At 66.4% G+C, this 25,707-nt stretch carries 26 protein-coding genes; 18 read left to right on the forward strand and 8 right to left on the reverse strand.

Going from position 1 to position 25,707, the window contains the following annotated elements:
- Positions 1-120: 120 nt before the first annotated feature.
- Complete coding sequence (locus tag H7J93_RS10255; RefSeq protein ID WP_267306190.1) at positions 121-591, reverse strand: winged helix-turn-helix transcriptional regulator; 471 nt, start codon at positions 589-591, stop codon at positions 121-123.
- A 94-nt stretch (positions 592-685) separates the two neighbouring features.
- Between H7J93_RS10255 and H7J93_RS10260 the strand changes: the two genes are divergently transcribed.
- Complete coding sequence (locus tag H7J93_RS10260) at positions 686-1,867, forward strand: thiolase family protein (RefSeq protein ID WP_267306191.1); 1,182 nt, start codon at positions 686-688, stop codon at positions 1,865-1,867.
- A 53-nt stretch (positions 1,868-1,920) separates the two neighbouring features.
- Here H7J93_RS10260 and H7J93_RS10265 read toward each other — a convergent pair whose 3' ends face one another.
- On the reverse strand, positions 1,921-2,343 hold the full coding sequence (locus tag H7J93_RS10265; protein ID WP_267306192.1) for a nitroreductase family deazaflavin-dependent oxidoreductase: 423 nt from the start codon (positions 2,341-2,343) through the stop codon (positions 1,921-1,923).
- A gap of 66 nt (positions 2,344-2,409) precedes the next feature.
- On the opposite strand from H7J93_RS10265, the gene H7J93_RS10270 reads away from it, so the two are divergent.
- Positions 2,410-3,207, forward strand: a complete 798-nt coding sequence (locus H7J93_RS10270; RefSeq protein ID WP_267306193.1) for an SDR family NAD(P)-dependent oxidoreductase — start codon at positions 2,410-2,412, stop codon at positions 3,205-3,207.
- Here the strand turns inward: H7J93_RS10270 and aspS are convergent.
- Positions 3,204-4,970: an aspartate--tRNA ligase gene (aspS, locus tag H7J93_RS10275; RefSeq protein ID WP_267306194.1), complete on the reverse strand. Its 1,767-nt coding sequence runs from the start codon at positions 4,968-4,970 to the stop codon at positions 3,204-3,206. The two genes, H7J93_RS10270 and aspS, sit on opposite strands and share 4 nt — an antisense overlap.
- A gap of 76 nt (positions 4,971-5,046) precedes the next feature.
- Between aspS and H7J93_RS10280 the strand changes: the two genes are divergently transcribed.
- Positions 5,047-5,934 carry an oxidoreductase gene (locus tag H7J93_RS10280; protein WP_267306195.1) on the forward strand — a complete coding sequence of 296 codons (888 nt, stop codon included), beginning with the start codon at positions 5,047-5,049 and terminating at the stop codon, positions 5,932-5,934.
- A gap of 14 nt (positions 5,935-5,948) precedes the next feature.
- On the opposite strand, the gene H7J93_RS10285 is transcribed toward H7J93_RS10280, so the two are convergent.
- Entirely contained in the window at positions 5,949-7,454 is a 1,506-nt protein-coding gene (locus H7J93_RS10285; protein ID WP_267306196.1) for a carboxylesterase/lipase family protein, read from the reverse strand.
- Between the two features lie 75 nt (positions 7,455-7,529).
- Here H7J93_RS10285 and ypfJ point away from each other — a divergent pair, with 75 nt between their 5' ends.
- Genes ypfJ through H7J93_RS10300 form a run of 3 tightly spaced genes read left to right on the forward strand, consistent with a single transcriptional unit; the run spans position 7,530 to position 9,829 of the window.
- Positions 7,530-8,417, forward strand: a complete 888-nt coding sequence (ypfJ, locus tag H7J93_RS10290) for a KPN_02809 family neutral zinc metallopeptidase (RefSeq protein ID WP_267306197.1) — start codon at positions 7,530-7,532, stop codon at positions 8,415-8,417.
- 58 nt (positions 8,418-8,475) lie between these two features.
- The gene (locus tag H7J93_RS10295; RefSeq protein WP_267306198.1) at positions 8,476-9,012 is read left to right on the forward strand and encodes a DinB family protein; all 537 of its coding nucleotides are present in this window, start codon (positions 8,476-8,478) and stop codon (positions 9,010-9,012) included.
- Entirely contained in the window at positions 8,996-9,829 is an 834-nt protein-coding gene (locus H7J93_RS10300; protein ID WP_372507844.1) for a mycofactocin-coupled SDR family oxidoreductase, read from the forward strand. The genes H7J93_RS10295 and H7J93_RS10300 overlap by 17 nt, the downstream gene beginning before the upstream one ends.
- Before the next feature lie 80 nt (positions 9,830-9,909).
- On the opposite strand, the gene H7J93_RS10305 is transcribed toward H7J93_RS10300, so the two are convergent.
- The gene (locus tag H7J93_RS10305) at positions 9,910-10,794 is read right to left on the reverse strand and encodes an acyl-CoA thioesterase (protein WP_267306200.1); all 885 of its coding nucleotides are present in this window, start codon (positions 10,792-10,794) and stop codon (positions 9,910-9,912) included.
- Between the two features lie 82 nt (positions 10,795-10,876).
- Here H7J93_RS10305 and H7J93_RS10310 point away from each other — a divergent pair, with 82 nt between their 5' ends.
- From H7J93_RS10310 to H7J93_RS10325, 4 genes are all read left to right on the forward strand, one after another.
- Positions 10,877-11,536: a TetR/AcrR family transcriptional regulator gene (locus H7J93_RS10310; RefSeq protein WP_267306201.1), complete on the forward strand. Its 660-nt coding sequence runs from the start codon at positions 10,877-10,879 to the stop codon at positions 11,534-11,536.
- A 112-nt stretch (positions 11,537-11,648) separates the two neighbouring features.
- Complete coding sequence (locus tag H7J93_RS10315) at positions 11,649-12,872, forward strand: amidohydrolase family protein (protein WP_276021788.1); 1,224 nt, start codon at positions 11,649-11,651, stop codon at positions 12,870-12,872.
- 79 nt (positions 12,873-12,951) lie between these two features.
- The gene (locus H7J93_RS10320) at positions 12,952-14,088 is read left to right on the forward strand and encodes an acyl-CoA dehydrogenase family protein (RefSeq protein WP_267306202.1); all 1,137 of its coding nucleotides are present in this window, start codon (positions 12,952-12,954) and stop codon (positions 14,086-14,088) included.
- Positions 14,085-15,341 (forward strand): acyl-CoA dehydrogenase family protein, encoded by a 1,257-nt coding sequence (locus H7J93_RS10325; protein ID WP_267306203.1) that lies wholly within the window; start codon positions 14,085-14,087, stop codon positions 15,339-15,341. Before H7J93_RS10320 ends, H7J93_RS10325 begins: the two co-directional genes overlap by 4 nt.
- A gap of 67 nt (positions 15,342-15,408) precedes the next feature.
- Here the strand turns inward: H7J93_RS10325 and H7J93_RS10330 are convergent, their stop codons facing one another.
- The 3 genes from H7J93_RS10330 to H7J93_RS10340 all read right to left on the reverse strand — a co-directional run bounded on the left by H7J93_RS10330 (position 15,409) and on the right by H7J93_RS10340 (position 18,261).
- Positions 15,409-16,425, reverse strand: a complete 1,017-nt coding sequence (locus tag H7J93_RS10330; protein ID WP_267306204.1) for an Rv2578c family radical SAM protein — start codon at positions 16,423-16,425, stop codon at positions 15,409-15,411.
- Positions 16,426-16,456: 31 nt separating this feature from the next.
- Positions 16,457-17,689, reverse strand: a complete 1,233-nt coding sequence (locus H7J93_RS10335) for a glycosyltransferase (protein ID WP_267306205.1) — start codon at positions 17,687-17,689, stop codon at positions 16,457-16,459.
- Between the two features lie 164 nt (positions 17,690-17,853).
- On the reverse strand, positions 17,854-18,261 hold the full coding sequence (locus H7J93_RS10340; RefSeq protein WP_267306959.1) for an Rv2576c family protein: 408 nt from the start codon (positions 18,259-18,261) through the stop codon (positions 17,854-17,856).
- Positions 18,262-18,503: 242 nt separating this feature from the next.
- On the opposite strand from H7J93_RS10340, the gene urtA reads away from it, so the two are divergent.
- The 8 genes from urtA to H7J93_RS10380 all read left to right on the forward strand — a co-directional run bounded on the left by urtA (position 18,504) and on the right by H7J93_RS10380 (position 25,563).
- Positions 18,504-19,769 carry an urea ABC transporter substrate-binding protein gene (gene urtA / locus H7J93_RS10345; protein WP_267306206.1) on the forward strand — a complete coding sequence of 422 codons (1,266 nt, stop codon included), beginning with the start codon at positions 18,504-18,506 and terminating at the stop codon, positions 19,767-19,769.
- A gap of 7 nt (positions 19,770-19,776) precedes the next feature.
- On the forward strand, positions 19,777-20,661 hold the full coding sequence (gene urtB / locus H7J93_RS10350; protein ID WP_267306207.1) for an urea ABC transporter permease subunit UrtB: 885 nt from the start codon (positions 19,777-19,779) through the stop codon (positions 20,659-20,661).
- Positions 20,658-21,770 (forward strand): urea ABC transporter permease subunit UrtC, encoded by a 1,113-nt coding sequence (gene urtC / locus H7J93_RS10355; RefSeq protein ID WP_267306208.1) that lies wholly within the window; start codon positions 20,658-20,660, stop codon positions 21,768-21,770. The genes urtB and urtC overlap by 4 nt, the downstream gene beginning before the upstream one ends.
- On the forward strand, positions 21,767-22,600 hold the full coding sequence (urtD, locus tag H7J93_RS10360) for an urea ABC transporter ATP-binding protein UrtD (protein ID WP_267306209.1): 834 nt from the start codon (positions 21,767-21,769) through the stop codon (positions 22,598-22,600). The genes urtC and urtD overlap by 4 nt, the downstream gene beginning before the upstream one ends.
- The gene (urtE, locus tag H7J93_RS10365) at positions 22,600-23,292 is read left to right on the forward strand and encodes an urea ABC transporter ATP-binding subunit UrtE (RefSeq protein ID WP_267306210.1); all 693 of its coding nucleotides are present in this window, start codon (positions 22,600-22,602) and stop codon (positions 23,290-23,292) included. Before urtD ends, urtE begins: the two co-directional genes overlap by 1 nt.
- A 56-nt stretch (positions 23,293-23,348) precedes the next feature.
- Positions 23,349-23,876: a hypothetical protein gene (locus tag H7J93_RS10370; RefSeq protein ID WP_267306211.1), complete on the forward strand. Its 528-nt coding sequence runs from the start codon at positions 23,349-23,351 to the stop codon at positions 23,874-23,876.
- 39 nt (positions 23,877-23,915) lie between these two features.
- Complete coding sequence (locus tag H7J93_RS10375) at positions 23,916-24,497, forward strand: 2'-5' RNA ligase family protein (protein WP_267306212.1); 582 nt, start codon at positions 23,916-23,918, stop codon at positions 24,495-24,497.
- Between the two features lie 97 nt (positions 24,498-24,594).
- Positions 24,595-25,563, forward strand: coding sequence for a diguanylate cyclase domain-containing protein (locus H7J93_RS10380; RefSeq protein WP_267306213.1), 969 nt, complete (start codon positions 24,595-24,597; stop codon positions 25,561-25,563).
- Positions 25,564-25,707 lie beyond the last annotated feature (144 nt).

Below are 25,707 nucleotides of genomic sequence, written 5' to 3' on the forward strand. Positions count from 1 at the left end.
GTGGACGCCAGGCTCCCGCCCCTCAACACACGCACGCCAACTGCTACAACATCCAAACGCCCCCGCACGGGACGTAGACCCCCTATGGCCGCTGAAACACTTGACTCGACCTACAGCCAGCTAGCTTCGCACCGCCCGGATGATCAGCTCGTCGGCCGGTACGCGGTGGCCCTTCTCGCAGCGGATCTCGACGCCGGCTTGGGCACCGCAGTCGGCGTGCGCCAGGCGCAGCGGCATGTGGTCGGACAGGTGACGCCGGCCCCACTCGAACATCGCGAAAACCACCGGCATGAAGTCGATGCCTGCCTCGGTCAGCACGTACTCGTCGCGGCTGCGCTGACCCGGCTCCTGGTACGGCCGCCGTTCCAGCAGACCGGCCTCCACGAGCTCCGAGAGCCGTGCGGCGGCTGCGGCCTTCGTCACACCGATGCGGCGCCAGAAGTCGTCGAACCGGGTGGTGCCGTAGTACGCCTCGCGCATGAGCAGCATCGCCGATTTGGTCCCCAACAGGCCCATCGTCTTCTCCACGGGGCATTGACCCACCGCGGACCAGGCGTCGCGGTCGGCCAGCCGGCCCTGCAGCATCGTCACGGAATGTCCCCTCCCTCTGAGTTGTTTTAAGTATACCCAGGTGTTATAGCTGGGTATAGGAAGCATTACTCAGTGGTGAGTTCAGGAGGCTGAAATGGCTGGATATGCAGGCCGCGATGCGGTCATCGTCGAGGCGGTACGCACACCGATCGGGAAAGGCAAGGCCAACGGCGCACTGCATGACGTGCTGCCCGTCGACCTCTTGGCTCACAGCCTCACCGAACTGGTGAACCGCACGGGTGTCGACCCGGCGCAGATCGACGACGTCATCACCGGCGCCGTCACCCAGGTGGGCGATCAGGCCGTCAACATCGGGCGCAACGCGCTGCTGGCGGCCGGATTCCCCGAATCCGTACCCGGCACGACCGTCGACCGCCAGTGCGGCAGCAGCCAGCAGGCGATCAGCTTCGCGGCCCAGGGCGTGCTGGCCGGCGCGTACGACATCGTCGTGGCGGGCGGGGTCGAGTCGATGTCGCGGGTGCCGATGGGTTCGAGCGTGCTGCCGGGCAGCGACCCGTTCGGCGCGATGGCGAAGCGGTATCCGGAAGGTCTTGTGCCGCAGGGCATCAGCGCCGAACTGATCGCGGCGAAATGGGGCTTCTCGCGTCAGCAACTCGACGAGTTCTCCGCGGGCAGTCACGAAAAGGCCGCGCAGGCAACAAAAGACGGCCGCTTCGACAACGAGCTGATTCCGATCGCGGGGCTCACCACCGACGAGATCATTCGTCCCGGCACCACGGTGGAGACGCTGGCGGGTCTGAAGCCCGCGTTCTACAACCCCGCCTACGAGGCGCGTTTCCCCCAGATCCAGTGGGAGATCACGCCGGGTAACTCGTCGCCGCTGTCCGACGGCAGCGCCGCGGTGCTGATCACCACGAGTGAGGTCGCCAAGCGGCGGGGGCTGCGTCCGCTGGCCCGTATTCACACGACGACCGTGGTGGGATCCGATCCGCTGTACATGCTGACCGGCGTCATCCCCGCGACCGAAAAGGTCTTGCAGAGAGCAGGACTCACGCTGGCGGACATCGACCTGTTCGAGGTCAACGAGGCGTTCGCCCCGGTGGTGATGTCATGGGCGCACGACGTCGGCGCGGACCTTTCGAAGACGAACGTCAACGGCGGCGCGATCGCGATCGGTCACCCGCTGGGCGCATCCGGCGCGCGTCTCATGACGACGCTTGTCAATGCCCTGCAGCAGCGCGGCGGACGCTACGGGCTGCAGACGATGTGTGAGGGCGGCGGCATGGCCAACGCCACGATCATCGAGCGGCTGTAATCCAGCGATTTCGGCGTGTTGAGTCTCGCTCAGCGTGACTTAGCACGCCGAAATCACGCTTTTTCGAGCTCGAACAGCGGGATGATCCGGCTGGTCTTGGCTTGGTATTCGGCGAACACCGGCGCGCGCTCGACCACCTTCGGATAGAGCCCGTCACGCTCCGCGCGCGGAAGTTCACGGGCGACGACGTCGTACTCGGTAGTTCCCAGCTCGATGTGCGCGTTCGGGTTGGCCCGCAGGTTGTGCACCCACGCCGGATCCTTGTCGGCGCCGGCGAACGACCCGACGATGTAGATCTTGCCGTCGACCTCGAAGTAGGCCAGCGGCGACAGCCTGGTCTGGCCGGACTTCGCGCCGGTGGTGTGCAGTATCAGCAGCGTGGCGCCCTCGAACGGGCCGCCGACCTTGCCGTCGTTGGCGCGGAATTCCTCGACGATGCCGTCGTTGAACGACTTGAAATCGGATATCTCGGTCATTGTTCATCTAAGTCAAGCGCGGGCTCAAGTATTCCGGAGGTATTCCGCACCGCATAATCAACAGCCATGCGAGTGATCGTGACCGGCGGCAACAGCGGCGTGGGTAAGGCGACTGTGGCGGCGCTGGCCGCCGCCGGGCACAGCGTGCTGATTGCCTGCCGCGATGTCGACAAGGGCCGCGCCGCTGCAGCGGAGATCGGCGGCGACGTCGAGGTGGCGGCCCTCGATCTGGCCGACCTCTTCAGCGTGCGAGCGTTCGCCGATTCGGTGGAATCCGTTGACGTGCTGGTGAACAACGCGGGAGTGATGGGCATGCCATTGACCCGCACTGTCGATGGTTTCGAGGCCCACATGGGTACGAACCACCTCGGGCATTTCGCATTGACGTGTCTGCTCGGTGACCGGATCAAGGACCGGGTGGTGTCCGTCGCGAGCGCGACGTACCTGTTGAGCACGCTGCACCTCGAGGATCTCAACTGGCATATCCGCAGGTACTCGAAGTGGAGCGCGTACGGCGAGTCCAAATTGGCCAACCTGCTGTTTATCAGCGAACTCGCTGCCCGCGGCATCCGCGCCTACGCATCCGATCCCGGTGCGACGGACACCGACATCACCCGGTCGATGGGCATGGGCGAGCACCGCCGGATCCGGCGACTGCTCCACACCCCCGAGCAGGGTGCACGTGCCAGCCTGCAGGCGGTGTCGACCGATCTGCCCAGCGGTACGTATCTCGCGCCGCGGTTCAATCAGCTGGGCCCGCCGAAGGTGACCAAGTTGCGCCCCAAGGCTGTCGACCGCGTGATGGCCCGCCGGTTGTGGGAGCTGTCCGCCGAGCTGACGGGATGCGACTGGTCGGTCGCCTAGTCGGACTTGGGTTTCGCGTCGATTCCCGATTCCTTGCGCTGCTGCGGGGTGATCGGCGCGGGCGCATCGGTCAGTGGGTCGACGCCGCCACCGGACTTCGGGAACGCGATGACCTCGCGGATCGAGTCGAAGCCTGCGAGCAGGGCGGTGATGCGATCCCAGCCGAACGCGATACCACCGTGCGGCGGTGCGCCGAACATGAAGGCGTCCAACAGGAATCCGAACTTCTCCTGCGCCTCGTCATGGCCGATACCCATCATCGCGAACACGCGCTCCTGCACGTCGCGACGATGGATACGGATCGACCCACCACCGATCTCGTTGCCGTTGCACACGATGTCGTACGCATTGGCCAACGCCGAACCGGGGTCGGTGTCGAACGTCGCCTCCGACTCCGGTTTTGGCGCGGTGAACGCGTGGTGCACGGCCGTCCACGCGCCAGATCCCACCGTCACATCGCCTGCGGCAGTGGCCTCGTCGGCGGCCTCGAACAGCGGCCAGTCCACCACCCAGGTGAATGCCCACGCGTCGGGGTCGATCATGTCGAGTCGCTTGGCGATCTCGATGCGGGTCGCGCCGAGCAGCGCACGCGCCGACTTCGCCGTCCCCGCCGAGAAGAAGATGCAGTCCCCCGGCTTCGCCCCGACATGCGCTGCGAGCCCGTCGCGTTCGGCGTCGGTGAGGTTCTTGGCCACCGGCCCGCCGAGCGTGCCGTCCTCGGCGACGAGCACGTATGCCAACCCCTTGTGCCCGCGCTGTTTGGCGAATTCCTGCCAGCCGTCGAGTGTGCGCCTCGGCTGCGACGCGCCACCCGGCATGACGACTGCACCGACGTATGGCGCCTGGAACACCCGGAAAGTGGTGTCGGAGAAGTACTCCGTGCATTCGACGAGTTCCAGCCCGAAGCGCAGGTCGGGCTTGTCGGAGCCGAACCGGCGCATCGCCTCGGCGTAGCTGATCCGCGGGAGCGGCGTCGGCAGGTCGTAGCCGATCAACGCCCACAACGCCTTCAGTATCTCCTCGGATACCGCGATGACATCGTCGGCCTCGACGAAACTCATCTCCATGTCGAGCTGGGTGAATTCGGGTTGGCGGTCGGCGCGGAAATCCTCGTCGCGATAGCAGCGGGCGATCTGGTAGTAGCGCTCCATGCCCGCCACCATCAGCAGCTGCTTGAACAGCTGCGGGCTCTGCGGCAGGGCGTAGAAGCTGCCGGGCTGCAGCCGCGCGGGCACCAGGAAGTCCCGCGCCCCTTCGGGGGTGGAGCGCGTCAGCGTCGGCGTCTCGATCTCGACGAAGTCGTGACGCGCCAGCACCTCGCGCGCCGCGGCATTCACTTTGGAACGCAAGCGAATCGCATTCCCGGGGCCCTCGCGACGCAGGTCGAGGTAGCGGTACTTCAGCCGGGCTTCCTCACCTGCCTGCTCGTCGAGCTGGAACGGCAGCGGTGCGCTCTCACCGAGGACCGTCAACGCCGTGGCGTTCACTTCGATGTCGCCCGTAGGGATTTCAGGATTGGCGTTGCCCTCAGGTCGAATCTCGACGACTCCCTCGACGGCGACGCAGTACTCCGCGCGCAGCCGGTGCGCGTCCGCCAGCACGTCCGCCTCACGGAACACCACCTGCGACACCCCGGACGAATCGCGAAGGTCGATGAAGATGACGCCGCCGTGGTCGCGGCGACGCGCTACCCAGCCGGCGAGGGTCACCTTCTGACCGGCGTCGGCGGACCGCAACGAACCGGCGGGATGACTGCGCAGCACGAACTCTCCTGAGAATGGCCTGTTGGGATGACTGCCACAGTGTAGTGGGGCCGCCGAGGCCGGTAGCTTGGCGTTCGTGGGTGGCAGCATTGCACTGGTCGGTCCCGGTGCGATCGGTTCGACGATCGCCGCCCTGCTGTATGCCGCGGGCCACCAGGTCACCCTGTGCGGGCGGACCGCACGTGAGTCCATCGAGGTCAGGCCCGACGAGGGCGCCCCGATCGTCGTACCGGGTCCCGTGCTGACGGACCCCATCCGGATCACCGACACCGTCGACGTCGTGCTCCTCGCGGTCAAGGACACCCAGAACGCGCAGGCAGGCGCGTGGCTGGCCCGGCTGTGCGACGACCGCACGGTGGTATGTGCGCTTCAGAACGGCGTCGAGCAGGTGGAGCGGGTGGGCCGGTACTGCCCGTCGTCATCGGTCGTACCCGCCGCCATCTGGATCTCGGCCGAGCCGGACCCAGGAGGGTGGATACGGCAACGCACCGGCGTTCGGCTGGTATTGCCCGTTTCGGATGCGGCGAAGAAGCTGGCGGAGCTGTTTGGCAGTGCAGGAATCTCGGTGGGCCTCGACCCGGACTTCATCACCGCGGCCTGGCGCAAACTGCTGGTCAACGCCGTGGTCGGGCTGATGGTCCTCACCGGACGGCGCATGGGCATGTTCCAGCGCGACGACGTCGCAGCCCTGGCGCGGCGCTATCTGGCCGAATGCCTCGCGGTTGCCCGCGCCGATGGGGCGAACCTCGGCGATGAGGTGATCGACGAGACCATGAGCCTGTTCAGCAATGTCCCTGCCGACATCACGACGTCGATGCTGACCGACCGTGAAGCGCAGCGGCCGCTGGAATGGGATATCCGCAACGGCGTCATCTCCCGAAAAGCCGCCGAGCACGGCCTGGCTGCGCCCATCAGCGACGTCCTGGTGCCGCTGCTGGCGGCGGCAAGTGACGGTCCCGGCTGATCCACCAGCACCGGCTAGTACAGCCCGGCCCAGGCCTTACGGCGCTCGGCGTCGGGATCCTGCACCACGGTGTCGCGGGCCGTCATGATGATGCGGGTGAAGCGCCGGTCGGTGTCGTAGACCGGCCAGTCGTGGCCGTTGGACCATGCGATCTCCCCGGTGTCCCACCCCTTGGCGGCGAAGTCGAGCCAGGCTTGCTGCATGCGCTTGCCGACCGGCGGCTGGAAACGACGCCCGAGCGGGTGGAGCTTGCGCCCGATGAACGACGCGTAGCTGTGCTGGATGTGCACGATCTCGCTGCCGTGCGTAGCGCCAAGTCCCAGCACCCGCAGGCTCCAGCCGACGTGGTCGAACCGGTACATGTGGGTCGGCGCGATCGCGCTGTACGCGTCGGCGAACGCCCACGCCGGCCCGCCGAACATCACATCGGAGCCGAACGCGATCAGCGCCCCGCGCCTCGGATAGTCCGGATAGGCGGCAAGCACCTCCGGCTTGGCATCCGGTGCGACACGCTCGAAGTACGCGTCGATGGACGCCTTCGTGGTCGGCAGCATCGGCGGTTTCGTCCACGCGAACATCGACGCCTCGTGGCTGTTGGTCCCGACGATCAACGGCATCCGCTCGATCGCGCCGTCTCGGGCGGCGTCGACGGGATGCTGCGGCAGAAGGTCAACGCCGTACGTCAGCCCGTACGCGAGAGTCGGTGTCCGCGACGCACTCTTCAGCTGCAGCATGCCGGCGGCGCGCCGCAGTTGGCGTTGCGGCAGGGCCTTCACTTCGGCGGCCTCGACGCCCAGCCGTTTCAGGAAGTCGTGTGCCTGTCTGGCCCGGATCTCCCGGTCGGCGATCAGCGGTAGCGCAGGGCTCTGCGCGATCGCCCGGCTGAACAGTCCCCTGGCCGCCGGGCTCGCCAGCAGCGCCAGGACCGAGGTGGCGCCCGCCGACTCGCCGAACACCGTCACTCGATCGGGGTCGCCGCCGAACGCCGCGATGTGGTCGCGAATCCAGCGCAGCGCCGCCATCTGGTCGCGCAGCGCGAGATTGTCGTCGAACCCGTCGCCCAAGTCGGAAAGCTCGAACCCGCCGAACACCCCGATCCGGTAGGTGACGTTGACGACCACGACGTTTCCGTTGGCCGCCAGCCGCGAACCGTTGTAGAGCTGGAACTGGCCCGCGCCGTACACGAACGCACCACCGGGAATCCACACCATCACCGGAAGCGACGCGCTGGTGTCCGGCGACCACACCGTCAGCGTCAGGCACGCTTCGTCGCGCACCTTCGGGTCGTCCCGACCCCCGCCGACGAACGATTTGCTCTGCGGCGGAAGCGGGCCGTGTTCCAGCGCGTCGCGCACACCGCTCCAGGGCTGCGGCGGCCCGGGCGCGAGGAATCGACGATCCCCCACCGGCTGCTCGGCGTAAGGCACGCCGCGCCAGACTCCGACGCCGCCTTCAGTCGTACCGCGCAGATCGCCCAGGTCGGTATGCACGACGGGGGAATGTCCGACAACGACTGACACGCCTGAATCGTAGTGTGCAAAGCTGGATCAAGGCCCCGTGCGCCGGGTGCTCCCGTTCCAGAAAGTAGGTGTGCGATGACCTTCCGCGAAGGCATTGAAATCGACACCAGCACCACCTCGACCAGCGGAGGAGGCCGGGGACCAGGGCGTGGCATCGCAGTCGGCGGCGGCGTCGGCGGGCTCCTGATCCTCGTCGTCGCACTGTTCCTCGGCGTTGACCCCAGCACCGTGATACCGCAGCAGCAGATCGATACCGGCGGCGTCGCCACACCCGGCTTCGACACCAGCCAGTGCAAGACCGCCGAGGACGCGAACAACATCGTGCAGTGCCGGGTGATCGCGACCGGCAACTCGGTGGACGCGGTGTGGCAACAGCTTCTGCCCGGCTACAAACGGCCGCGCATGGAGATCTTCACCAATCAGATTCAGACCGCGTGCGGTCCTGCGACTAGTGATGTCGGGCCCTTCTACTGCCCGGGCGACCACACGGCCTACTTCGACGTCGGTTTCTTCGATGTGCTGCGCGACCAGTTCGGTTCCAGCGGTGGGCCATTGGCGCAGGAATACGTCGTCGCCCACGAGTACGGCCACCACGTGCAGAACCTCGAGGGCACGCTCGTGCGTGCGCAACGAGACCCGGAGGGCGCCACCGGCGGTGGTGTGCGCACCGAGTTGCAGGCCGACTGCTACGCGGGCATCTGGGCGCACTACGCGACCATCACCAAGCAGGAGAGCACGGGCGTCCCGTTCCTGGAGCCGTTGAGCGACAAAGACATTGCCGATGCGTTGTCCGCCGCGGCATCGGTGGGCGACGACCGCATCCAGCGGGCCGCCACCGGGCGCGTCAATCCCGAGGCGTGGACGCACGGCTCGTCGGCGCAGCGGCAGAAGTGGTTCACCGAGGGGTATCGCACCGGCGACATCGCCAGCTGCGACACCTTCGCCACCAACGACCTGGGCTAGATTTCGCCGCACAGCTCGCTCGTATCCAGATCCGCGACACAGCTGCCACACTGATCGGGTGACGCCGGAGCGCGACCCCATCGAACCCGACACCAAGGACTGGACGTGGGTCCTATCGCACCCATGCCCCGATTGCGGATTCGATCCGGAGACGGTGCACCACACCGACGTCGCCGAGGCCATCCGCACCGATGCGGCCCAGTGGGTGCCCCGACTGGCGCGCGCCGACGCCAGAGAGCGTCCGCGGCCGACGGTGTGGTCGACACTGGAGTACGGCTGCCATATCCGCGACGTGCACCGCATCTTCAACCATCGAGTCCGGCTGATGCTCGACGAACACGAACCGCTGTTTCCGAACTGGGATCAGGATGCGACGGCGCTGGCCGACAACTACGGCGCACAGGATCCGGCCGCGGTCGCCAACGAGTTGGTCGATGCGGCCAAGACCGTCGCCGACACATACACGAGCGTTCCCGTCGACGCGTGGTCACGGCGCGGCCTTCGCAGTAACGGCAGCGAGTTCACAATCGCCTCGATTGCGGTTTACCACTTGCACGACATCGTCCATCACGCGCACGATGTCGACCATGGCTGAAGACAAACCGTTGGCGGGCAAGGTCGCCTATGTCACGGGAGCGGCGCGCGGACAAGGTCGTTCACACTGCGTTCGGTTGGCGCGAGCGGGCGCCGACATCGTCGCGATCGACGCATGTGCGCCCGTCGCCGAACACAACGGTTATCCCCCGTCGCTGCCCGAGGACCTCGCCGAGACGGTAAACCTGGTCGAGGGCGAGGGCCGAAAGATCCGCGCCGAAGAGGTCGACGTGCGCGATCTCGAGGGCCAACAGCGGGTGGTGTCTGACGCGATCGAGCAGTTCGGCCGGCTCGACATCGTCGTCGCCAATGCCGGTGTGCTGAATTGGGGTCGGCTGTGGGAGATTTCGGCCCGACAGTTTCAAGAGGTCATCGACACCAACCTGACAGGCGTGTGGAACACCCTCAAGGCGGTGGTCCCCGCGATGATCGAGGCGGCTAACGGCGGATCGATCATCAACATCAGCTCGGCGGCAGGCATCAAGGCGGTACCGGGCTGCGGCCATTACTGCGCAAGCAAGTTCGGCGTCGTTGCGCTGACGAACTCGCTTGCGGTCGAGCTGGGTGAGTTCGGAATTCGGGTCAACTCGGTCCATCCCTACGGCACCGACACCCCGATGGGCAACGACCCGTCCATGTGGCAACTGTTCGCCGACCACCAGAACTTCATCCACAGCTTCTCGCCGGGCGCGCTGCCCACCGACTCGCTGGCCGCGCCGGATCTGGTGTCCGACATCGTGCTGTGGCTGGCCAGCGACGCGTCGTCACTTGTGACGGCGGCTCAGATCCCCGCGGACAAGGGCTATCTGAAGATCTGAGGGGCCCGGCTAGACCCCCGCGAGCAGACACAAAGTTGCCCACTTTGACGGCGTGTCGGGTGAATTTGCGTCTGCTCGCGCTAGAGCCGCGACTGTTCTTTGATCGCGGTGTCGGTGGTACGCAGCGGACGGATCAACCCGTCCTGGCTGAACGATGCGATCAGCTCACCGCTCTCCGTGTGAACGGTGCCGCGCACGTAGGACATGCCCGCACCCACCTGGGTGCTCTCGTGGGTGTAGAGCAGCCAGCCGTCCCACGAGAACGGCTCGTGGAAGCTGACCGTCACGGTCATCGGCGCCGTCGACACGGTCAGATGCGACTGCGCGGTTCCGATACCTTCGTGTGCCCGCATTGTCGTCGAAATACCAAGGTGGCCGGTGAAATACGCGATCAATGCCTTGGCCAGATCATCGCGCGCGGGAATCGGGTCGTAATGCAGCCAGGCATACAGCTCGGGCGGTCCCACCTCGTCGGGGCTGTTCACGTCGACGACGTCGACCAGGCGCACCTGTCGTCCGGTCATCGGCATCTCGCACACGTTCGCGTCGTCGGGACCTACGACCTGAGGTCGCGGCAGGTGGTGGCGGATGACGTCGGCGGTGGGGACGTCGGTGAGCACGGTCGCGGTGATGCACCGCTTGCCGTTCTGCTTGGCCGCGACGATCGCAGTGGCCGTCGACCGACCTTCGCTCACCACGTCCAACTCCAACTCCACCGGACCCGCACCCACCATGACCGCACGGGCGAACACCGCGGACACCGAGCGCACCGACTTGGCCGGGAAGCGTTTGGCCACAGCGACAATCGCCTGGGCAAGCACCTGCGTTCCCTCGACGACCTGGCGATCATCCTGCCCGGCGGGACCCACCTCGGCGATGAACTTGTTCTCGCCGTCCGGCTTCACATCGAACAGGTCGAGGAGGCTCTCGACGGTCCACGGCGTCTGCGCTGAGTCTGTGGTCATGGGTGGGAACAGTAACCGAGGATCGACAAAAGCGGTAACGTCGTTACCGACAGTCGTGAACAAGCAACCGGGAAGGTGACCCATGGCCAAGCGCAGCGGTCGGTCGCCGGGCACGGCTGCCCGCCCGGCGGCGGACGGGGTCGTCGACCTGGACCCGGAATCACGCCCGAAGCGGTTCATGAAGTCGGCGTTGGCGATTCTCGGCGAAACCGGTCGTACCGATTTCACGGTGCTGGAGGTCGTGGAACGGTCCAAGACCTCGCTGCGGTCGTTCTACCAGCACTTCTCCACCAAGGATGAGTTGCTCCTGGCGCTGGTCGACAAGATCATGTCGGAGTCGACGCGTAAGTGGCGCGAGGACACCGCCGGCCTGCCCGCCGCCGATGCCCTGCGGATCCTCATCGACCGCATCTGCACGCCCGCGGAGACCACGACGCAGGACAAGGTCAACCGGGGCCTAACGTTCTACAACGACCGCCTGGCCGAGGCGCTGCCCAGCGAGTACGCCCGCGTGCTCGCCCCGGTGCACGAGCTGATCAAAGACATCATCCGCAGCGGCATCGACGAGGGCGCCTTCCGCGCCGACATCGACATCGACGCGACCGCGGCGCTGATCATGCAGTCGGTGCTGGGCGCCATGCGGCTGCGCGTGCTCGGCGCCGAACTCAACGGTGTCCCCGTCGAGGCTGACCACATCTACGACTTCTGCGTCAGCAGCCTCACCGCCCGCGACCCCGCCTGACCTGCACTGCACCGCATGAAAATCACCTCGACCAGGGGCGGTGTTTTCGCTGGTCCTGAAGTGGTAATGTCATTACCACCACAGCCAGTCAAAATTCCCAGGAGGCGAAATCATGACCCGCGCGCTCCCCTATCCGGTGTTCGACGCCGACAACCACTTCTATGAGCCCAAAGAGGCCCTGACGCAGTTCTTGCCGGACCACCGCAAGCACGTCATCGACTACATCGAGGTGCGCGGCCGCACCAAGATCATGGTTCGCAACCAGGTCAGCGATTACATCCCGAACCCCACGTTCGAGGTGGTCGCCAGGCCCGGCGCACAGGAGGAGTACTTCCGCCACGGCAGCGGCGGCAAGAGCTTCCGCGAGGTGATGGGCAAGCCGATGAAGGCCATCCCGGCGTTCCGTGAGCCCGCGGCGCGGCTGGAGGTGATGGACGGGCTCGGACTCGACTACTCGCTGATGTTCCCGACGTTGGCCAGCCTCGTCGAGGAGCGCATGAAGGACGACCCGGCGCTCATCGCCGACGTCATCCACGCGCTCAATCAGTGGATGTACGAGACGTGGCAGTTCAACTACGAGGACCGGATCTTCTCAACCCCCGTGATCAACCTCGGGATCATCGACCGCGCGCTCGAAGAACTCGAATGGTGTCTGGAGCGCGGCGCCAAGACCGTCCTCGTGCGTCCGGCGCCCGTGCCCGGTGTCGGAGGCACACGCTCGTTCGGGCTGCCCGAGTTCGACCCGTTCTGGCAGGCCTGCGTCAAGGCCGGCATCCCGGTGTCGATGCACGCATCCGACTCGGGTTACGCCGAATACCTCAACGACTGGGAACCCGCCGACGAGTACCTGCCGTTCAAGCCCACCGCATTTCGCATGGTTTCGATGGGCAAGCGGCCCATCGAGGATTCGATGGCAGCCTTGGTCTGTCACGGTGCATTGACCCGCAACCCCGATCTGCGGGTTCTGTCCATCGAGAACGGTGCGGATTGGGTGCCCTACCTGTTCAAGCAGTTCGAGAGCACCTACAAGAAGATGCCGCAGGAGTTCCCCGAGGAGCCGATCGCCGCGTTCAAGCGCGGTGTCTACGTCGCGCCGTTCTGGGAGGACGACTTCGCGAAGATGGCCGACCTGCTCGGCGTCGACCGGGTGATCTTCGGTTCCGACTGGCCCCATCCCGAGGGGTTGGCCGAGCCCACCCACCTGATCGACGACCTGCAGGGCCTCGACGAGGAGGGCCAGCGAAAGGTCATGGGCGGCAATATGATCGACTTGTTCAAGGTGCCGAACGAGATCGTCCACAACCCCGACGTTCCCGCGCTCGTCATCCCCGCCTGACCCCAACGGCAACCGTCGTGAACGTGCGTGTCGGTCTTCCGGCACGCACTTCACGCGTCAGTGAAAGTGAGCCCGCGCCGTGACCGACGTCGTAAACCCAGAACGGCTGCTGTTCGCCTCGACCACCCAGTCGTTCCTCGAAAAGGGCGCCTCGCTGGCCCGGGTTCGCGAACTCCACGACGCCGGAACACCGTTCGAGAGCGACTGGTGGCGGCGCGCCGCCGAACTCGGCTGGACCAGCCTGCTGGTGCCCGAGGAACTCGGCGGCGGCAGTGTGTCCGGTGACGGTGTCGCAGACCTCGCGCTGGTGGCCGAACTGTGCGGCCGGACCGTCGCACCGGGTCCGCTGCATCCCGTCAGCGTGGTACTGGCCGCGTTGGCAGAAGCACCCGAGAATCACGAGCAGACAATCGAATCCCTGATCTCGGGCGAGATCGTGGCGTCCTGGGCCGTCTACGAACCGGGTAAACAGTGGTCACCCCTGGACGCGTCGGTGACCGCGACGCGCACCGACACCGGATACCGCATCGACGGGGTGAAGGACCGCGTCGAGGCGGGCGCCGAAAGCGCGGTGCTGCTGGTGGTGGCGAACTGCGACGGAGCGGCACGACAGTTCCTCGTCCCGACGGACGCATCCGGGGTCACGGTCGAATCGCAGCGGTCGATCGACATGGTGAAGACCTATGCCCGAGTGCAATTCGACGGCGTCGAGGTGGACGCCTCCGCGGTCGTCGGCTCTGCCGAACAGACCCCGGCACTCATCGCGCGGCAGAGCCAGATCGCCGCGATTCTGCAGTGCGCGGAGACCGTCGGCATTCTGGAGACGGTGCTCGACTTCACCATCCAGTGGGGGTTCGACCGGCACTCGTTCGGCCGGCCCATCGGCTCGTATCAGGCGCTGAAGCACAAGTACGCCGACCTGAAGATCTCGTTCGAGTCGTGTCGGGCGACGACAAACGCTGCGGTCGCCGAGGTCGCCGCGCGCTCCCCCGGCGCCGAGATGGCCGTCAGCGTCGCGAAATCCTATGTCGGCGAACATGCTCCGGGCATGTTGCAGGACTGCATCCAACTGCACGGCGGCATCGGTGTGACCTGGGAGCACGACTTGCACATATTTCTGCGGCGGGTGACGCTGTACCGCTCGCTGTACGGCACCCCCGAGGACCACAACCTCCGCGTGTACGCGCTGACCAAGAACCTGGAGCAGGCATCGTGACGGAAACCGCGCAGGCGCCTACCGAGACGACGGAGTCGGTCGAGGAGTTCGCGGCCAGGGCCCGAAAATGGTTGGCGGAGAACATGCCCCCGATCGACCCGGCCAACCCGCCCGAGCATGACCGTGGCGAAGAGGAACCGTGGCAGCGTGCCCGTGAATTGCAGCGCAAGCTGTACGACGGTGGGTTCGCCGGGATCTGCTTCCCCCGCGAGTACGGAGGCCTCGGCCTGCCGATCGCGTATCAGAAGGCGTTCAACAATGAATCGCGCTGCTACGAACTGCCGGTCATCCTGAACACCCCGACCTTCACCATCTGCGCCGCGACAATCCTCGACACCGGCTCCGAAGAGCAGAAACAGCAACACATCTCGGCCGCCCTGCGGGGTGACGAGGTACTGGTGCAGCTCCTCTCGGAGCCCAGCGGCGGGTCGGATCTCGCAGGCGTCATCACCCGCGCGGACCGCAAAGGTGACAAGTGGGTGATCAACGGCGCCAAGACCTGGAGCACCAGCGCGTTCGCCGCCGACTACGGGTTGATGCTCGCCCGCACCGACTGGGATGTGCCCAAGCACGAGGGTCTGACCATGTTCCTGGTGCCCATCAAGAGCGAGGGCATCACGCTGCGGCGCATCAAGCAGGTGAACGGCTCGGTCGAGTTCTGCGAGGAGTTCTTCGACAACCTCGAGCTCGGTGACGACGCCGTCGTCGGCGAGGTCAACGGCGGCTGGCACGTCGCCTCCCGGCAGCTCTACCACGAGCGCCGCGCCGTCGGCGGCGGGTCGGAATTCGCGAGCGGCATTGGCGCCGAAGGCAAGTCCGACGTGCCGATCGACTACGTCGCGCTGCTGGAGGCGACGGGTCAGGCGGACAGCGAGCGGGCGCAGGAGCTCGCCGGTCGCGCGCTGGTGCACCGTGCGGTGCGCGAACAGCTCATCGACCACGTGTATCACGGCGTCCTCGACGGCTCGCTGCCGCCGGCCGCGGGCTCGATCATTCGCGTCACGCACGCCGATGTGCACCACCTGGAGTTCGACACGGCGATTTCGCTTACCGCGAGTTCGGGCGTCGTCGACGTCGGCGACGAGATGTTCCGCTATGGCGAGCGGTACCTGTCGCGGCAGGCGGCGGCGCTCGGCGGCGGTACCACCGAGATCGCGCGCAACATCATCGGTGAACGCGTGCTCGGCTTCCCCCGCGAGTATGCCGCGGACCGCGGGGTGCCGTTCAATCAGGTGAAGCGCAACAAGGGCTAACCCTCCGCCGAGACTGCTGAGAGATCGCGATGCCGCGGAAATCCGCGATCTGTGAGCAGTTTCGGCGTTAGAAGAGCGTGGGTTGCAACGCCTCGGCGCAGTCGACGGCCGGAGCCGCTGCGGCACGAAACGGCCGACGGTCGGGCGCCAGGCCGTGCTTGGCGATGAGCGGAGTCACCCTGTCGTGCAGCATCTTCTTGTAGTCCGACGGCAGATACGCTCCGCGACCGTACAACTCGCGATACACCGCGACCAGTTCGGGATGCGACCGCGCCAGCCACGCCATGAACCACCCGCGCGTCGACCCCCTCAGGTGCAGTCCGAACGCCGTCACCCCCGTCGCTCCCACCGCGGCGATCTCACCCAGCAGCGCATCGAGATGCGCCACGGAGTCCGTCAGGTGCGGCAGGACCGGCGCCACCATCACGTGGCAGTCCAGCCCCGCCTCGCGCACCGCGGAAATGAGCCCGAGGCGGGCCTGCGGTGTCGGCGTCCCCGGTTCGACGTCCTTGTGCAAGTCGGGATCGCCGACGGCCAGCGACACCGCGACACTCACGTCGACACGCCGAGCCGCCTCCGTGATCAGCGGCAGATCGCGACGCAACAGCGTGCCCTTGGTCAGGATCGAGAACGGCGTACCGGAATCGGCAAGCGCCGCAATGATTCCCGGCATCAGCGCGTAACGCCCCTCGGCGCGTTGATACGGATCGGTGTTGGTACCGAGCGCGACGGTCTCCCGCTGCCACGACCGTCGCGACAGCTCGCGCCGTAGCACCTCGGCCACGTTCGTCTTCACCACGACCTGCGTGTCGAAGTCCGCGCCCGGGTCCAGATCCAGGTACTCGTGGGTGGGGCGCGCGAAGCAGTAGCGGCAGGCGTGCGAACAGCCGCGGTAGCCGTTGACGGTGTACCGGAACGGCAGCATCGCTGCGTTCGGCACCTTGTTCAACGCTGACTTGCACAGGATCTCGTGGAACGTCATCCCCTCGAACTGTGGCGACCGAACGCTGCGGATGAAGCCCATCCGCTGCAGACCGGGCAGCGCGCCGTCGTCGACGCCCACCCCCTGGCCGTCCCACCGCATATGTCTATTCGAACTGATGTTCGAGGCGATGTCAAGGCAACGACGCCCCGGCGCCCACGCCGCTGACGGCATCGACCAGTAGCTTCGCCGCGACCGCCGCACCATCGCCGCGGATCGTGCCGGCCACCTCCGCGGCCCGCGCGCGTACATCCGGGGCCAGTGCCGTGGCGAGCGCAGCGGACAACGACTCGCGCGTCGGATTCGCGCCGTCGTGCGCCGCCCCGATCCCCAGTGCGGCGACCCGGCCGGCCCAATACGGCTGATCAGCGATCTGCGGCACCACCACTTGGGGCACCCCTGCCCGCGCCGCCGTCGTCGTGGTGCCCGCCCCACCGTGATGGACGACGGCCGCGACCCGTGGGAACAGCGCCTGGAGGTTGACCTCGCCGATCACCAGGCAGTCGTCCCGATCGTCGATCGGTTCCAAGTCGGCCCAGCCGCGCGAGATCAGCACGCGGTGGCCCTGTGCGCGGATCGCCTCGACGGCCACCGAGGCGACGTCCTCCGGCGCCCGCACGCTGCTGAAGCCCACGTACACCGGCGGAGTGCCGGCCTCGAGGAACGCGGTCAGCTCTGCGGGCAGCGGACGGGTGTCGGGCAGGATCCACGCGCCCGTCTGCACGACGTCGAAGTCGGGCGAACCCGGCCACGGCGCGAGGATCGGGTCCGCCGCGAGCCACGGTCGGTCGGTGTGGACGTGATCGCGGACGTTGTCCACCGGCGGTAGCCCGAGCGCCGCCCGGTGCGCGTTCAGCGGAGCGCCATAGAGCGCCTGCACACGTTCAGCGTCGACCTCCCACAACTCCTTGTTCGTCGCGCTCGGCGGGAACGGGCGGCCGGGCCGCGACAGAGGCGTCTGATGCGGCGAGGGCAACACGCCCGGCATGAACGCCACACACGCGTAGTAGATGCCGAGAGACTCGGCGATCGAGCGCTGGCCGGCAGGCATCAGGCCCGTCGCCACGATCGCGTCGCAACCCTCTGCGGCGGGCGCTACCGTCTCGAACTGACTGGCCACCAATTCGGCCGCCACGCGCGGCGCGTCGGCGGGCGTCGACGGCTTGTTGCCTGCACCACCGTGCACCAGCGCCCGCACTGACTTTCCGGCCGCCCTCATCGGGACACCGATGCGCGCGGCCTGCTCCGCGAAATCAGGTGGCGCGCAGAGGAGCACATCGACGCCTCGTGCTTGCAACTGCACCGCCAAGGCGAACATCGGCTCGACGTCTCCGCGCGACCCCCACGTCGACAACAACACTCGCATTTCCGGCCCCCCATTTCGGCTGGTTACTTCGTTGGGTTGCCGATTGTGCGCCATGACGGGGGTCTTGCGGCAAGACCCCCACTGCGCTATATGTTGAAAGTGGAAGGGGTTCGTACACCCCTTCTTTTTTGTTGTCTCCCTTGGGGACTACGTGATCGCGGGACTTACCAGCGACCGAGCTGGCAGAAGGCCGTGGTGGGACCCGTGTTCTGCACAGCCAACTGGCCGTCGACCCAGATCTCGCAATGCGCGTTCGGCGGAGCCTCCATGGCATGGCCTGCGCGAGCCACGCTGATGTACGCCCACTGCGGATCGGTGAGCGTCACGGTGCTCTCCCACGGCACCACGAAGCTGCCCCGCGTCGAGTAGGCGGCGGCGTCGGCGTTGAAGGCCTTGAGGTCCGCGGGCGAACTGGTCACATAGTTGATGTCGAAACTCAGCGGTGCGTCCGCGGTGACGACGTACTTGACGTTCGGTTCGGATGGCTGCGCGTTCCCCGTAGCTTGACTGACCGCAAGTGAACCTGCCGCCAGCACCAGCGCGGCCCCGACCATGGATATCGCTCTTCGCATGTTGGTCACATCGCCGCACCGTACCCGACCGTTACATGGACGAAAGATCGGCTCCGGCGGTACCCACCAACGGCAAACCAACACCTGTCTGCCTACAGGTTAATTTGTTCGTCACACGCAGAAATTTAAAAGAAACTTCGCCGCTCTAACGTCCCGATTCGACACCCGGCGGTGTCACAAATTCTGCACTTCAGTCGACACCAACCGCCGATGTGCGCTGGTGACAAAGGGAAAGGCTGTCAATGCGATTACCACGACGCTCCTCGGTGAGAAGGTCGGCGCTTGCGACGGGAAGCATCCTCGCCGCGAGCGCGCTGCTGCTGGCGGGCTGCGGTAGCAAAGCGACCGAATCCGATTCGGCAAGCGCGGAGTCGTGCGTGGACACCTCGGGTCCGACGATCAAGGTGGGCTCGCTGAACTCGCTGTCGGGAACGATGGCGATCTCCGAAGTGACGGTGCGCGACGCCATCGCGTTGGCCGTCGAGCAGATCAACGAAGCCGGCGGTGTGCTGGGCAAGCAGATCCAGATCATCGGTGAGGACGGCGCCTCGGAGCCGACGGTGTTCGCCGAGAAGGCCGAGAAGCTGATCAGCAGCGACTGCGTGGCCGCGGTGTTCGGCGGGTGGACCTCGTCGAGCCGCAAGGCGATGCTGCCGGTGTTCGAGAGCGCCAACGCGCTGCTGTACTACCCCGTCCAGTACGAGGGTCTGGAGTCGTCGAAGAACATCTTCTACACCGGCGCCACGACCAACCAGCAGATCGTGCCCGCGTTGGACTACCTGAAGGAAAAGGGCGTCAAGTCCCTCTACCTCGTCGGCAGTGACTACGTGTTCCCGCAGACGGCCAACCGGATCATCAAGGCCTACGCCGAGGCCAACGGCATCGAGATCAAGGGTGAGGACTACACCCCGCTGGGCTCGACGGATTTCTCGACCATCGTCAACAAGGTCCGCACCGCCGACGCCGACGCCGTGTTCAACACGCTCAACGGCGACTCGAACGTGGCGTTCTTCCGCGAGTACAAGAACGTCGGCCTGACGCCGCAGGCAATGCCCGTGGTGTCGGTGTCGATCGCCGAGGAAGAGGTCGGCGGCATCGGTGTCCAGAACATCACCGGCCAGCTGACGGCCTGGAACTACTACCAGACGATCGACACCCCCGTGAACGACGCATTCGTCAAGGCCTACAAGGCCAAGTACGGCGCCAACAAGCCGACCTCGGATCCGATGGAGGCGGCCTACGTCTCGGTGTACCTGTGGAAGAACACCGTCGAGAAGGCGAAGTCGTTCGACGTGGCGGCGATCCAGGAGAACGCGGGCGGTGTCACGTTCGATGCGCCCGAGGGCCTCGTCACCATCGACGGCGAGAACAACCACATCACCAAGACGGCACGCATCGGCGAGATCCGCCCGGACGGCCTGATCTACACGATCTGGGAGTCGCCCGGACCCATCGAGCCGGACCCGTACCTGAAGTCGTACCCGTGGGCCGCCGGCCTCTCCGGCTGATTCGGGTATGGATGTTCTGATCGGGCAGCTGGCAACGGGATTGAGCCTCGGCTCGATCCTGTTGCTGGCTGCCCTCGGGCTGTCGCTGACCTTCGGCCAGATGGGCGTCATCAACATGGCGCACGGCGAGTTCATCATGGCCGGCTGCTACACCGCGTACGTGGTGCAGCAGATCATCTCCAGTGCCGGTGCGTCCCTGTTGATTTCGTTGATCGTCGGCTTCTTCGTCGGCGGCGCGATGGGCGCACTGCTGGAAGTCACCCTGATCCAACGGATGTACGATCGGCCGCTGGACACGTTGCTGGTGACGTTCGGGGTGGGTCTGGTCCTGCAGCAGATCGCTCGCGACATCTTCGGTGCGCCCGCGGTCAACGTCGTTGCCCCGGTGTGGTTGTCGGGTGGCGTGGAGATCTTCGGGGCCGTGGTTCCCAAGACCCGCATCTTCATCCTCGTGCTCGCCGTGGCGTGTGTGGCGGCACTGGCCACCGCGCTGAAAGTCAGCCCGATGGGTCGTCGCATCCGGGCGGTGGTGCAGAACCGCGACCTCGCCGAAACCAGCGGTATCTCGTCCCGTAAGACCGACATCACCACGTTCTTCATCGGCTCGGGGTTGGCGGCCGTCGCGGGTGTCGCGCTGACGCTCATCGGTTCGACGAGTCCGACGATCGGGCAGAGCTACCTCATCGACGCGTTCCTGGTGGTCGTGGTCGGTGGGCTTGGCCAGATCAAGGGCACCGTCATCGCGGCGTTCTCCCTTGGGTTCTTGAACTCGTTCATCGAGTACAACACCACCGCGTCGCTGGCCAAGGTGATCGTGTTCGTGATCATCGTGGTCTTCCTGCAGGTCCGCCCGCAGGGCCTGTTCACCGTTCGCACAAGGAGTTTGGTGTGAGGACAGTTCTCGGCCGGTGGCAGACGTGGGCGGGCTTCGGCATCGCGGCGGTGGTGCTGTTCGGCGTGGCGCCTGCGGTGCTGTCTGACTTCCGGCTGTCGCTGCTCGGAAAGTTCCTGTGTTTCGCGATCGTCGCGGTCGGTATCGGGCTGGCCTGGGGCCGCGGCGGGATGCTGGTTCTCGGTCAGGGCGTCTTCTTCGGGCTCGGCGGCTACATGATGGGCATGCACCTCAAGATCGCCGACGCGCAGATCCGCGGCGACGACGTGCCCGACTTCATGCAGATCGCCGGGGTGCGGGAACTGCCCGGGTATTGGCAGCCGTTCGCCTCCCCCGCTTTCACGCTGCTGGCGATCGTGCTGTTGCCGACGGCCATCGCCGCGGCGCTGGGTCTGGGCGTCTTCAAGCGTCGCGTCAAGGGCGCGTACTTCGCGATCCTGTCGCAGGCGCTGGCCGCCGCGTTGGCGATCCTGCTGGTCGGACAGACCAGCATCGGCGGCAGCAACGGGCTCAACAGGTTTCGTACGTTCTTCGGGTTCGCACTGAACGACCCTGCGAACCGGCGGATGCTGTACTTCATCGCCGCCGGTGTGCTGCTTCTCGTCGTCGCGGTGGTCCGGCAGCTCATGCAGAGCCGATATGGCGAGCTGCTGGTGGCTGTCCGCGACGGCGAGGAGCGCGTGCGCTTCCTGGGTTACGACCCCGCCAACATCAAGGTCGTTGCCTATACCGTTGCCGCGCTGTTCGCCAGCATCGCCGGCGCGCTGTTCGCACCGATCGTCGGATTCATCGCACCATCACAGGTCGGGATTTTGCCGTCGATCGCTTTCCTGATCGGTGTGGCGATCGGCGGACGCACGACGCTGCTGGGGCCGGTACTCGGCGCGATCGGTGTGGCGTGGGCGCAAACCCTGTTCTCCGAACGCTTTCCGTCCGAATGGACATACGCACAGGGCCTGTTGTTCATCGTCGTCGTCGGCTTCTTCCCCGCCGGTCTTGCCGGACTGGGGGCGATCCTGAAGTACCGCCGCAAAGCCAAGGCCGAACCACCGCCGGAGGCGGCCGCCGACTCCGACCCCGACGCAGAGAAGGTGGGCGCCCCGTCATGACCGAGGTCGAAGCAAGCGCTGCGGGTAAGGAACCCGTCGAGGGCGGCAACGTCGGCATGGGCACCCAGTACCTCGAAGTCCGCGGTCTGACAGTCGATTTCGACGGTTTCAAGGCGGTCAGCGACGTCGACCTCACCCTGTTTCAGGGCGACCTGCGGTTCCTGATCGGCCCCAACGGCGCAGGAAAGACGACGGTGATCGACGCCATCACCGGCCTGGTGCCCGCGACGGGTTCGGTGAACAAGTCCGGCGTCGAACTGCTCGGCAAGAAGGTGCACCAGATCGCCAGGCGCGGGGTGGGCCGTACGTTTCAGACCGCGAGCGTGTTCGAGCAGCTGACCGTGCTGCAGAACCTCGACATCGCGGCGGGCGCGGGCCGCTCGGCCTGGACCCTGTTGCGGCGGCGAAAGGGCGTGCTGCCCGCGATCGAGCAGGCGTTGCACACCATCGGGCTCACGCACCTGGCCGATAAACCGGCCGGGGTGCTCGCCCACGGGCAGAAGCAGTGGCTGGAGATCGGCATGCTGCTGGTCCAGAACGCCGACGTGCTGCTGCTCGACGAGCCGGTGGCGGGCATGAGCACCGAGGAGCGCGAGGAGACCGGAAACCTGTTGCGCCGCATCGGCGCCGAACGCACGGTCGTCGTCGTCGAACATGACATGGACTTCATGCGCGCGTTCGCGACATCGGTGACGGTGCTGGCGCGCGGACGGGTGATCGCCGAGGGTTCGGTGGCCGAGGTGCAGGCCAACCCGAAGGTCCAGGAGGTCTATCTGGGCACCGCCGCGGCAGGCGCCGACGGAATCGAACTCGTCGAGGAGAACTCCTGATGCTGCAACTGGTCGACGTCCATGCCGGCTACGGCCGCAGCGAGGTCATTCACGGAGTCAGCATCGAGGTGCCGACCGACGGCGTCGCCGCCGTGATGGGGCACAACGGCGCCGGTAAGACGACGCTGTTACGAGCGGCGGTCGGGCTGCTCAAATGCAGTTCCGGCAAGGTGCTGTTCGGCGGCGAGGAGATCACCAAGCTGCGGCCCAGCGCACGGGTTGCGCGTGGTCTGGCGTACGTCCCGCAGGGACAGCAGTCGTTCGGTCAGCTGACGACGGCCGAGAACCTTCAGGTCGTCGCCGACGGCCGCAAGAACGGCAAGCAGCTGATCGACGCGCAGCTCGATCTGTTCCCCGCGCTGAAGGAACTTCTCACGCGGCGGGCGGGCCTGCTTTCGGGCGGTCAGCGCCAGCAGCTCGCGATCGCCCGCGCATTGATCACCACGCCCAAGTGCCTGATTCTCGACGAGCCGACCGAGGGCATCCAGCCGTCGGTGGTCGCCGAGATCGAGGCCGCGATCACCGCACTGACCCAGCGGGGCGACCTCGGGGTGCTGCTGGTCGAACAGCACATCGGCTTCGCACTCGAATCGGCGCAGCGCTACTACATCCTCGAGGCCGGCCGGGTCACCTCCAGCGGCACAGGCGGCTCGGCGTCTGAGGCCGACGTCCGCGCCGCCATGGCCATCTAGCAGCTATTTTCGGGTTCGCGCCCACCCGTCGACGGTCAGGTGGCACGCTGCAATGCGTGGACGCACCGGCACAGACCCAGGTACTCATCGATACGGGCGGGCTCGTCGTCACCGACGACGGCCGTCGGGTCAACGTCTTCGACCGCTGCACGGGAGCGCTGACGATAGCGGCCTTCGTGCTGGGCATACTCACGTTCGTCGTCGGCGGGTTCGGCCTGGTGGCGCTCGTCTCGGGAACACCCTCGACCGTCCTCGGCGCGATCTTCCTCGCCGCGGGAGTCGCCGTCGGTGTGATCACATTCCTCGTGGTGCGCAACATCCGCCGGCGTCGCGGCCAGCCGCTGCACGCCTGCCGCTCCGTCGCGGTCATCGACCGCAAGCTCGGGTTGTTCAGCTACGGCGGCGGCGCCATCGTTCCGCTGGACCAGGTGCGCTTCGCCCGCAGGATGCAAATCGGTTCCAGCTCACCGAAACTCGTCGCCCTCACCCCCGGCGGAACCAAGGTGCTCAAGCGCGGCAACCCGTTCGACGGCGGGATCGGAAACGTCGATGAAGTGCTGACGACGGTCGTCCGCGCGGGCTGAGTCAGAGAGTCGTTGACGGCGGTCTGAAAGACTGACGCCGTGGCGGTTCGACTTCTCGCAGTGTTGCTCGCGGTCCTGCTGTGGTGGCCGCATCCCGCACCCTCGATGGATGTACAGCTTGCCGACGACACGGAGGCATTCGAGACCGGCGGAATGATTGCCCTGTTCCCCCGCCCCGGGGATGCCGCAGCGTTGGCGGTGCCCGGTGGTGAGCCGGCCGAGGAACTGCACCTCACCCTCGTCGATTTCGACCTCGATGTCACCGGACGCCCCGACACCGAGTTGGTGCGACGGATCAGCGAGGTAGTGGCCCGGTGGACCACCGAGATCAAGGCGCGGGCGTTCGGGCATGCGACATTCAGTCCCGGCTCCCCAAGCGAATGCGAGGTGTATCTCATCGGCGATGCGCCCGAGCTCGTGGACCTTCGCGATGCCCTCACCGATGCCGCCGCGCAGCTATATCCGCTGCCGCCCCAGCACGATCCGTGGATACCGCATGTGACGGCTCGCTACGGCATGTCCGATACCGACCTGTTATATACGGGTCCGGTGGTCTTCGACCGCGTCGGGCTGCGCTGGGGCGATCAGGCGATGGACTTTCCGCTTCAGCCAGCGCGTTAGCGGCGTCGTTCCTCCGATCGGGGGACATGAGGGTCCCCCGGGCAAATGCGCCGGTCGGCGGATATTGAGCGGCTGCACAGACTTTTAGATTCAATTCATGTCCGTTGACCAAATCGTGACAATCCCGCCGCTCAACCGAGACAGGGCCCGATCGGAGGCCAAGGACTACTACCGGGCCGTCGTCGACGTCCTGGCCACCGGTTTGGTGGTGTTCGACCGCGACGGCCACATCGAGTGCGTCAACCCGGCGGCCCAACGGATTCTCGGTGTCGAGGCGCACGACCTGGTCCATGGCCAGGGTGCAGGCACCATCAGTCGGAGCATGTTCGACGCCGACGGCCGCGGGATCGGTGACGACCGCTGGTCGATGGCCCGCCGCGTGCGGACCATCCGTAAAGCTGTCGGCCGGGTGGTGGGCGTCGACCGTCCGGACGGTAAGCGAGTGTGGCTGTCCACCAGCTGGTCCCTGCTGGACCCGGTCGACTGCCACCGCTCGCCGCTGCTGGTGTCGTTCACCGACATCACCGCCGAGTTCGCGGCCAGCCGCCGGCTCGCCCATCAGGCAAACCACGACGCGCTGACCGGCCTGCCGAACCGTGCGTGTGTGCTGTCCAAACTGACCGAGGCGCTGAGCGCATCAGACGAAAGCGCTTTGGCGGCAATACTGTTCATTGATCTGGACAACTTCAAGGGTATCAATGACACGCTCGGCCACGAGGCCGGCGACACCGCGCTGAAGATCGTTGCGGATCGGCTGCGGCGCGCCGTGCGTCCCGACGACGTGGTGGGTCGTCTCGGGGGTGACGAGTTCGTCGCCGTTCTGCGCGGATCCCTCACGACCGCCGACGTCGACCGCCTCAGCGAACGGATACACGCCCTGCTGTCTGAGTCGGCGACCATCGGGGGAACAAAGGTGCAGTTGGGCGCCAGCGTCGGTATCACCGAAATCGCGCCCAGCGAAGACCGCGATGCGGACGAGCTGCTGCGCGCGGCAGACCATGCGATGTACAGCGCCAAGAAGTCGGGCCGGGGTTGCAGCCGTCGGCTCACGGGGCGGGTCGCCTGACATGAGCCGGCCACTGTTCGCGCAGGGCGCGTTCTACACCGCGGGTGTGCAGTTGAGCAATGCGTCAGTGGTTTTGCCGTTCGTCTGCGCTCAGCGTGGCTTCGGGTGGGTCGCCGGGCTGCTCTTCCCCGTCTTTTCCATCGG

Origin of the sequence: Mycobacterium barrassiae (genome assembly GCF_025822765.1) — a bacterium.
Lineage (GTDB): Bacteria > Actinomycetota > Actinomycetes > Mycobacteriales > Mycobacteriaceae > Mycobacterium > Mycobacterium barrassiae.

Excerpts from the sequence above, each read along its gene's own strand:
- H7J93_RS10310 (WP_267306201.1), top strand. The coding sequence starts at position 10,877 with ATGGCCAAGCGCAGCGGTCGGTCGCCGGGCACGGCTGCCCGCCCGGCG.
- H7J93_RS10265 (WP_267306192.1), bottom strand. The coding sequence starts at position 2,343 with ATGACCGAGATATCCGATTTCAAGTCGTTCAACGACGGCATCGTCGAG.
- H7J93_RS10305 (WP_267306200.1), bottom strand. The coding sequence starts at position 10,794 with ATGACCACAGACTCAGCGCAGACGCCGTGGACCGTCGAGAGCCTCCTC.
- urtD (WP_267306209.1), top strand. The coding sequence starts at position 21,767 with ATGACCGAGGTCGAAGCAAGCGCTGCGGGTAAGGAACCCGTCGAGGGC.
- urtB (WP_267306207.1), top strand. The coding sequence starts at position 19,777 with ATGGATGTTCTGATCGGGCAGCTGGCAACGGGATTGAGCCTCGGCTCG.
- urtA (WP_267306206.1), top strand. The coding sequence starts at position 18,504 with ATGCGATTACCACGACGCTCCTCGGTGAGAAGGTCGGCGCTTGCGACG.
- H7J93_RS10260 (WP_267306191.1), top strand. The coding sequence starts at position 686 with ATGGCTGGATATGCAGGCCGCGATGCGGTCATCGTCGAGGCGGTACGC.
- H7J93_RS10380 (WP_267306213.1), top strand. The coding sequence starts at position 24,595 with ATGTCCGTTGACCAAATCGTGACAATCCCGCCGCTCAACCGAGACAGG.
- H7J93_RS10330 (WP_267306204.1), bottom strand. The coding sequence starts at position 16,425 with ATGCGGTGGGACGGCCAGGGGGTGGGCGTCGACGACGGCGCGCTGCCC.
- H7J93_RS10270 (WP_267306193.1), top strand. The coding sequence starts at position 2,410 with ATGCGAGTGATCGTGACCGGCGGCAACAGCGGCGTGGGTAAGGCGACT.
- urtE (WP_267306210.1), top strand. The coding sequence starts at position 22,600 with ATGCTGCAACTGGTCGACGTCCATGCCGGCTACGGCCGCAGCGAGGTC.
- H7J93_RS10300 (WP_372507844.1), top strand. The coding sequence starts at position 8,996 with ATGTCGACCATGGCTGAAGACAAACCGTTGGCGGGCAAGGTCGCCTAT.
- ypfJ (WP_267306197.1), top strand. The coding sequence starts at position 7,530 with ATGACCTTCCGCGAAGGCATTGAAATCGACACCAGCACCACCTCGACC.
- H7J93_RS10335 (WP_267306205.1), bottom strand. The coding sequence starts at position 17,689 with ATGCGAGTGTTGTTGTCGACGTGGGGGTCGCGCGGAGACGTCGAGCCG.
- H7J93_RS10315 (WP_276021788.1), top strand. The coding sequence starts at position 11,649 with ATGACCCGCGCGCTCCCCTATCCGGTGTTCGACGCCGACAACCACTTC.
- H7J93_RS10340 (WP_267306959.1), bottom strand. The coding sequence starts at position 18,261 with ATGCGAAGAGCGATATCCATGGTCGGGGCCGCGCTGGTGCTGGCGGCA.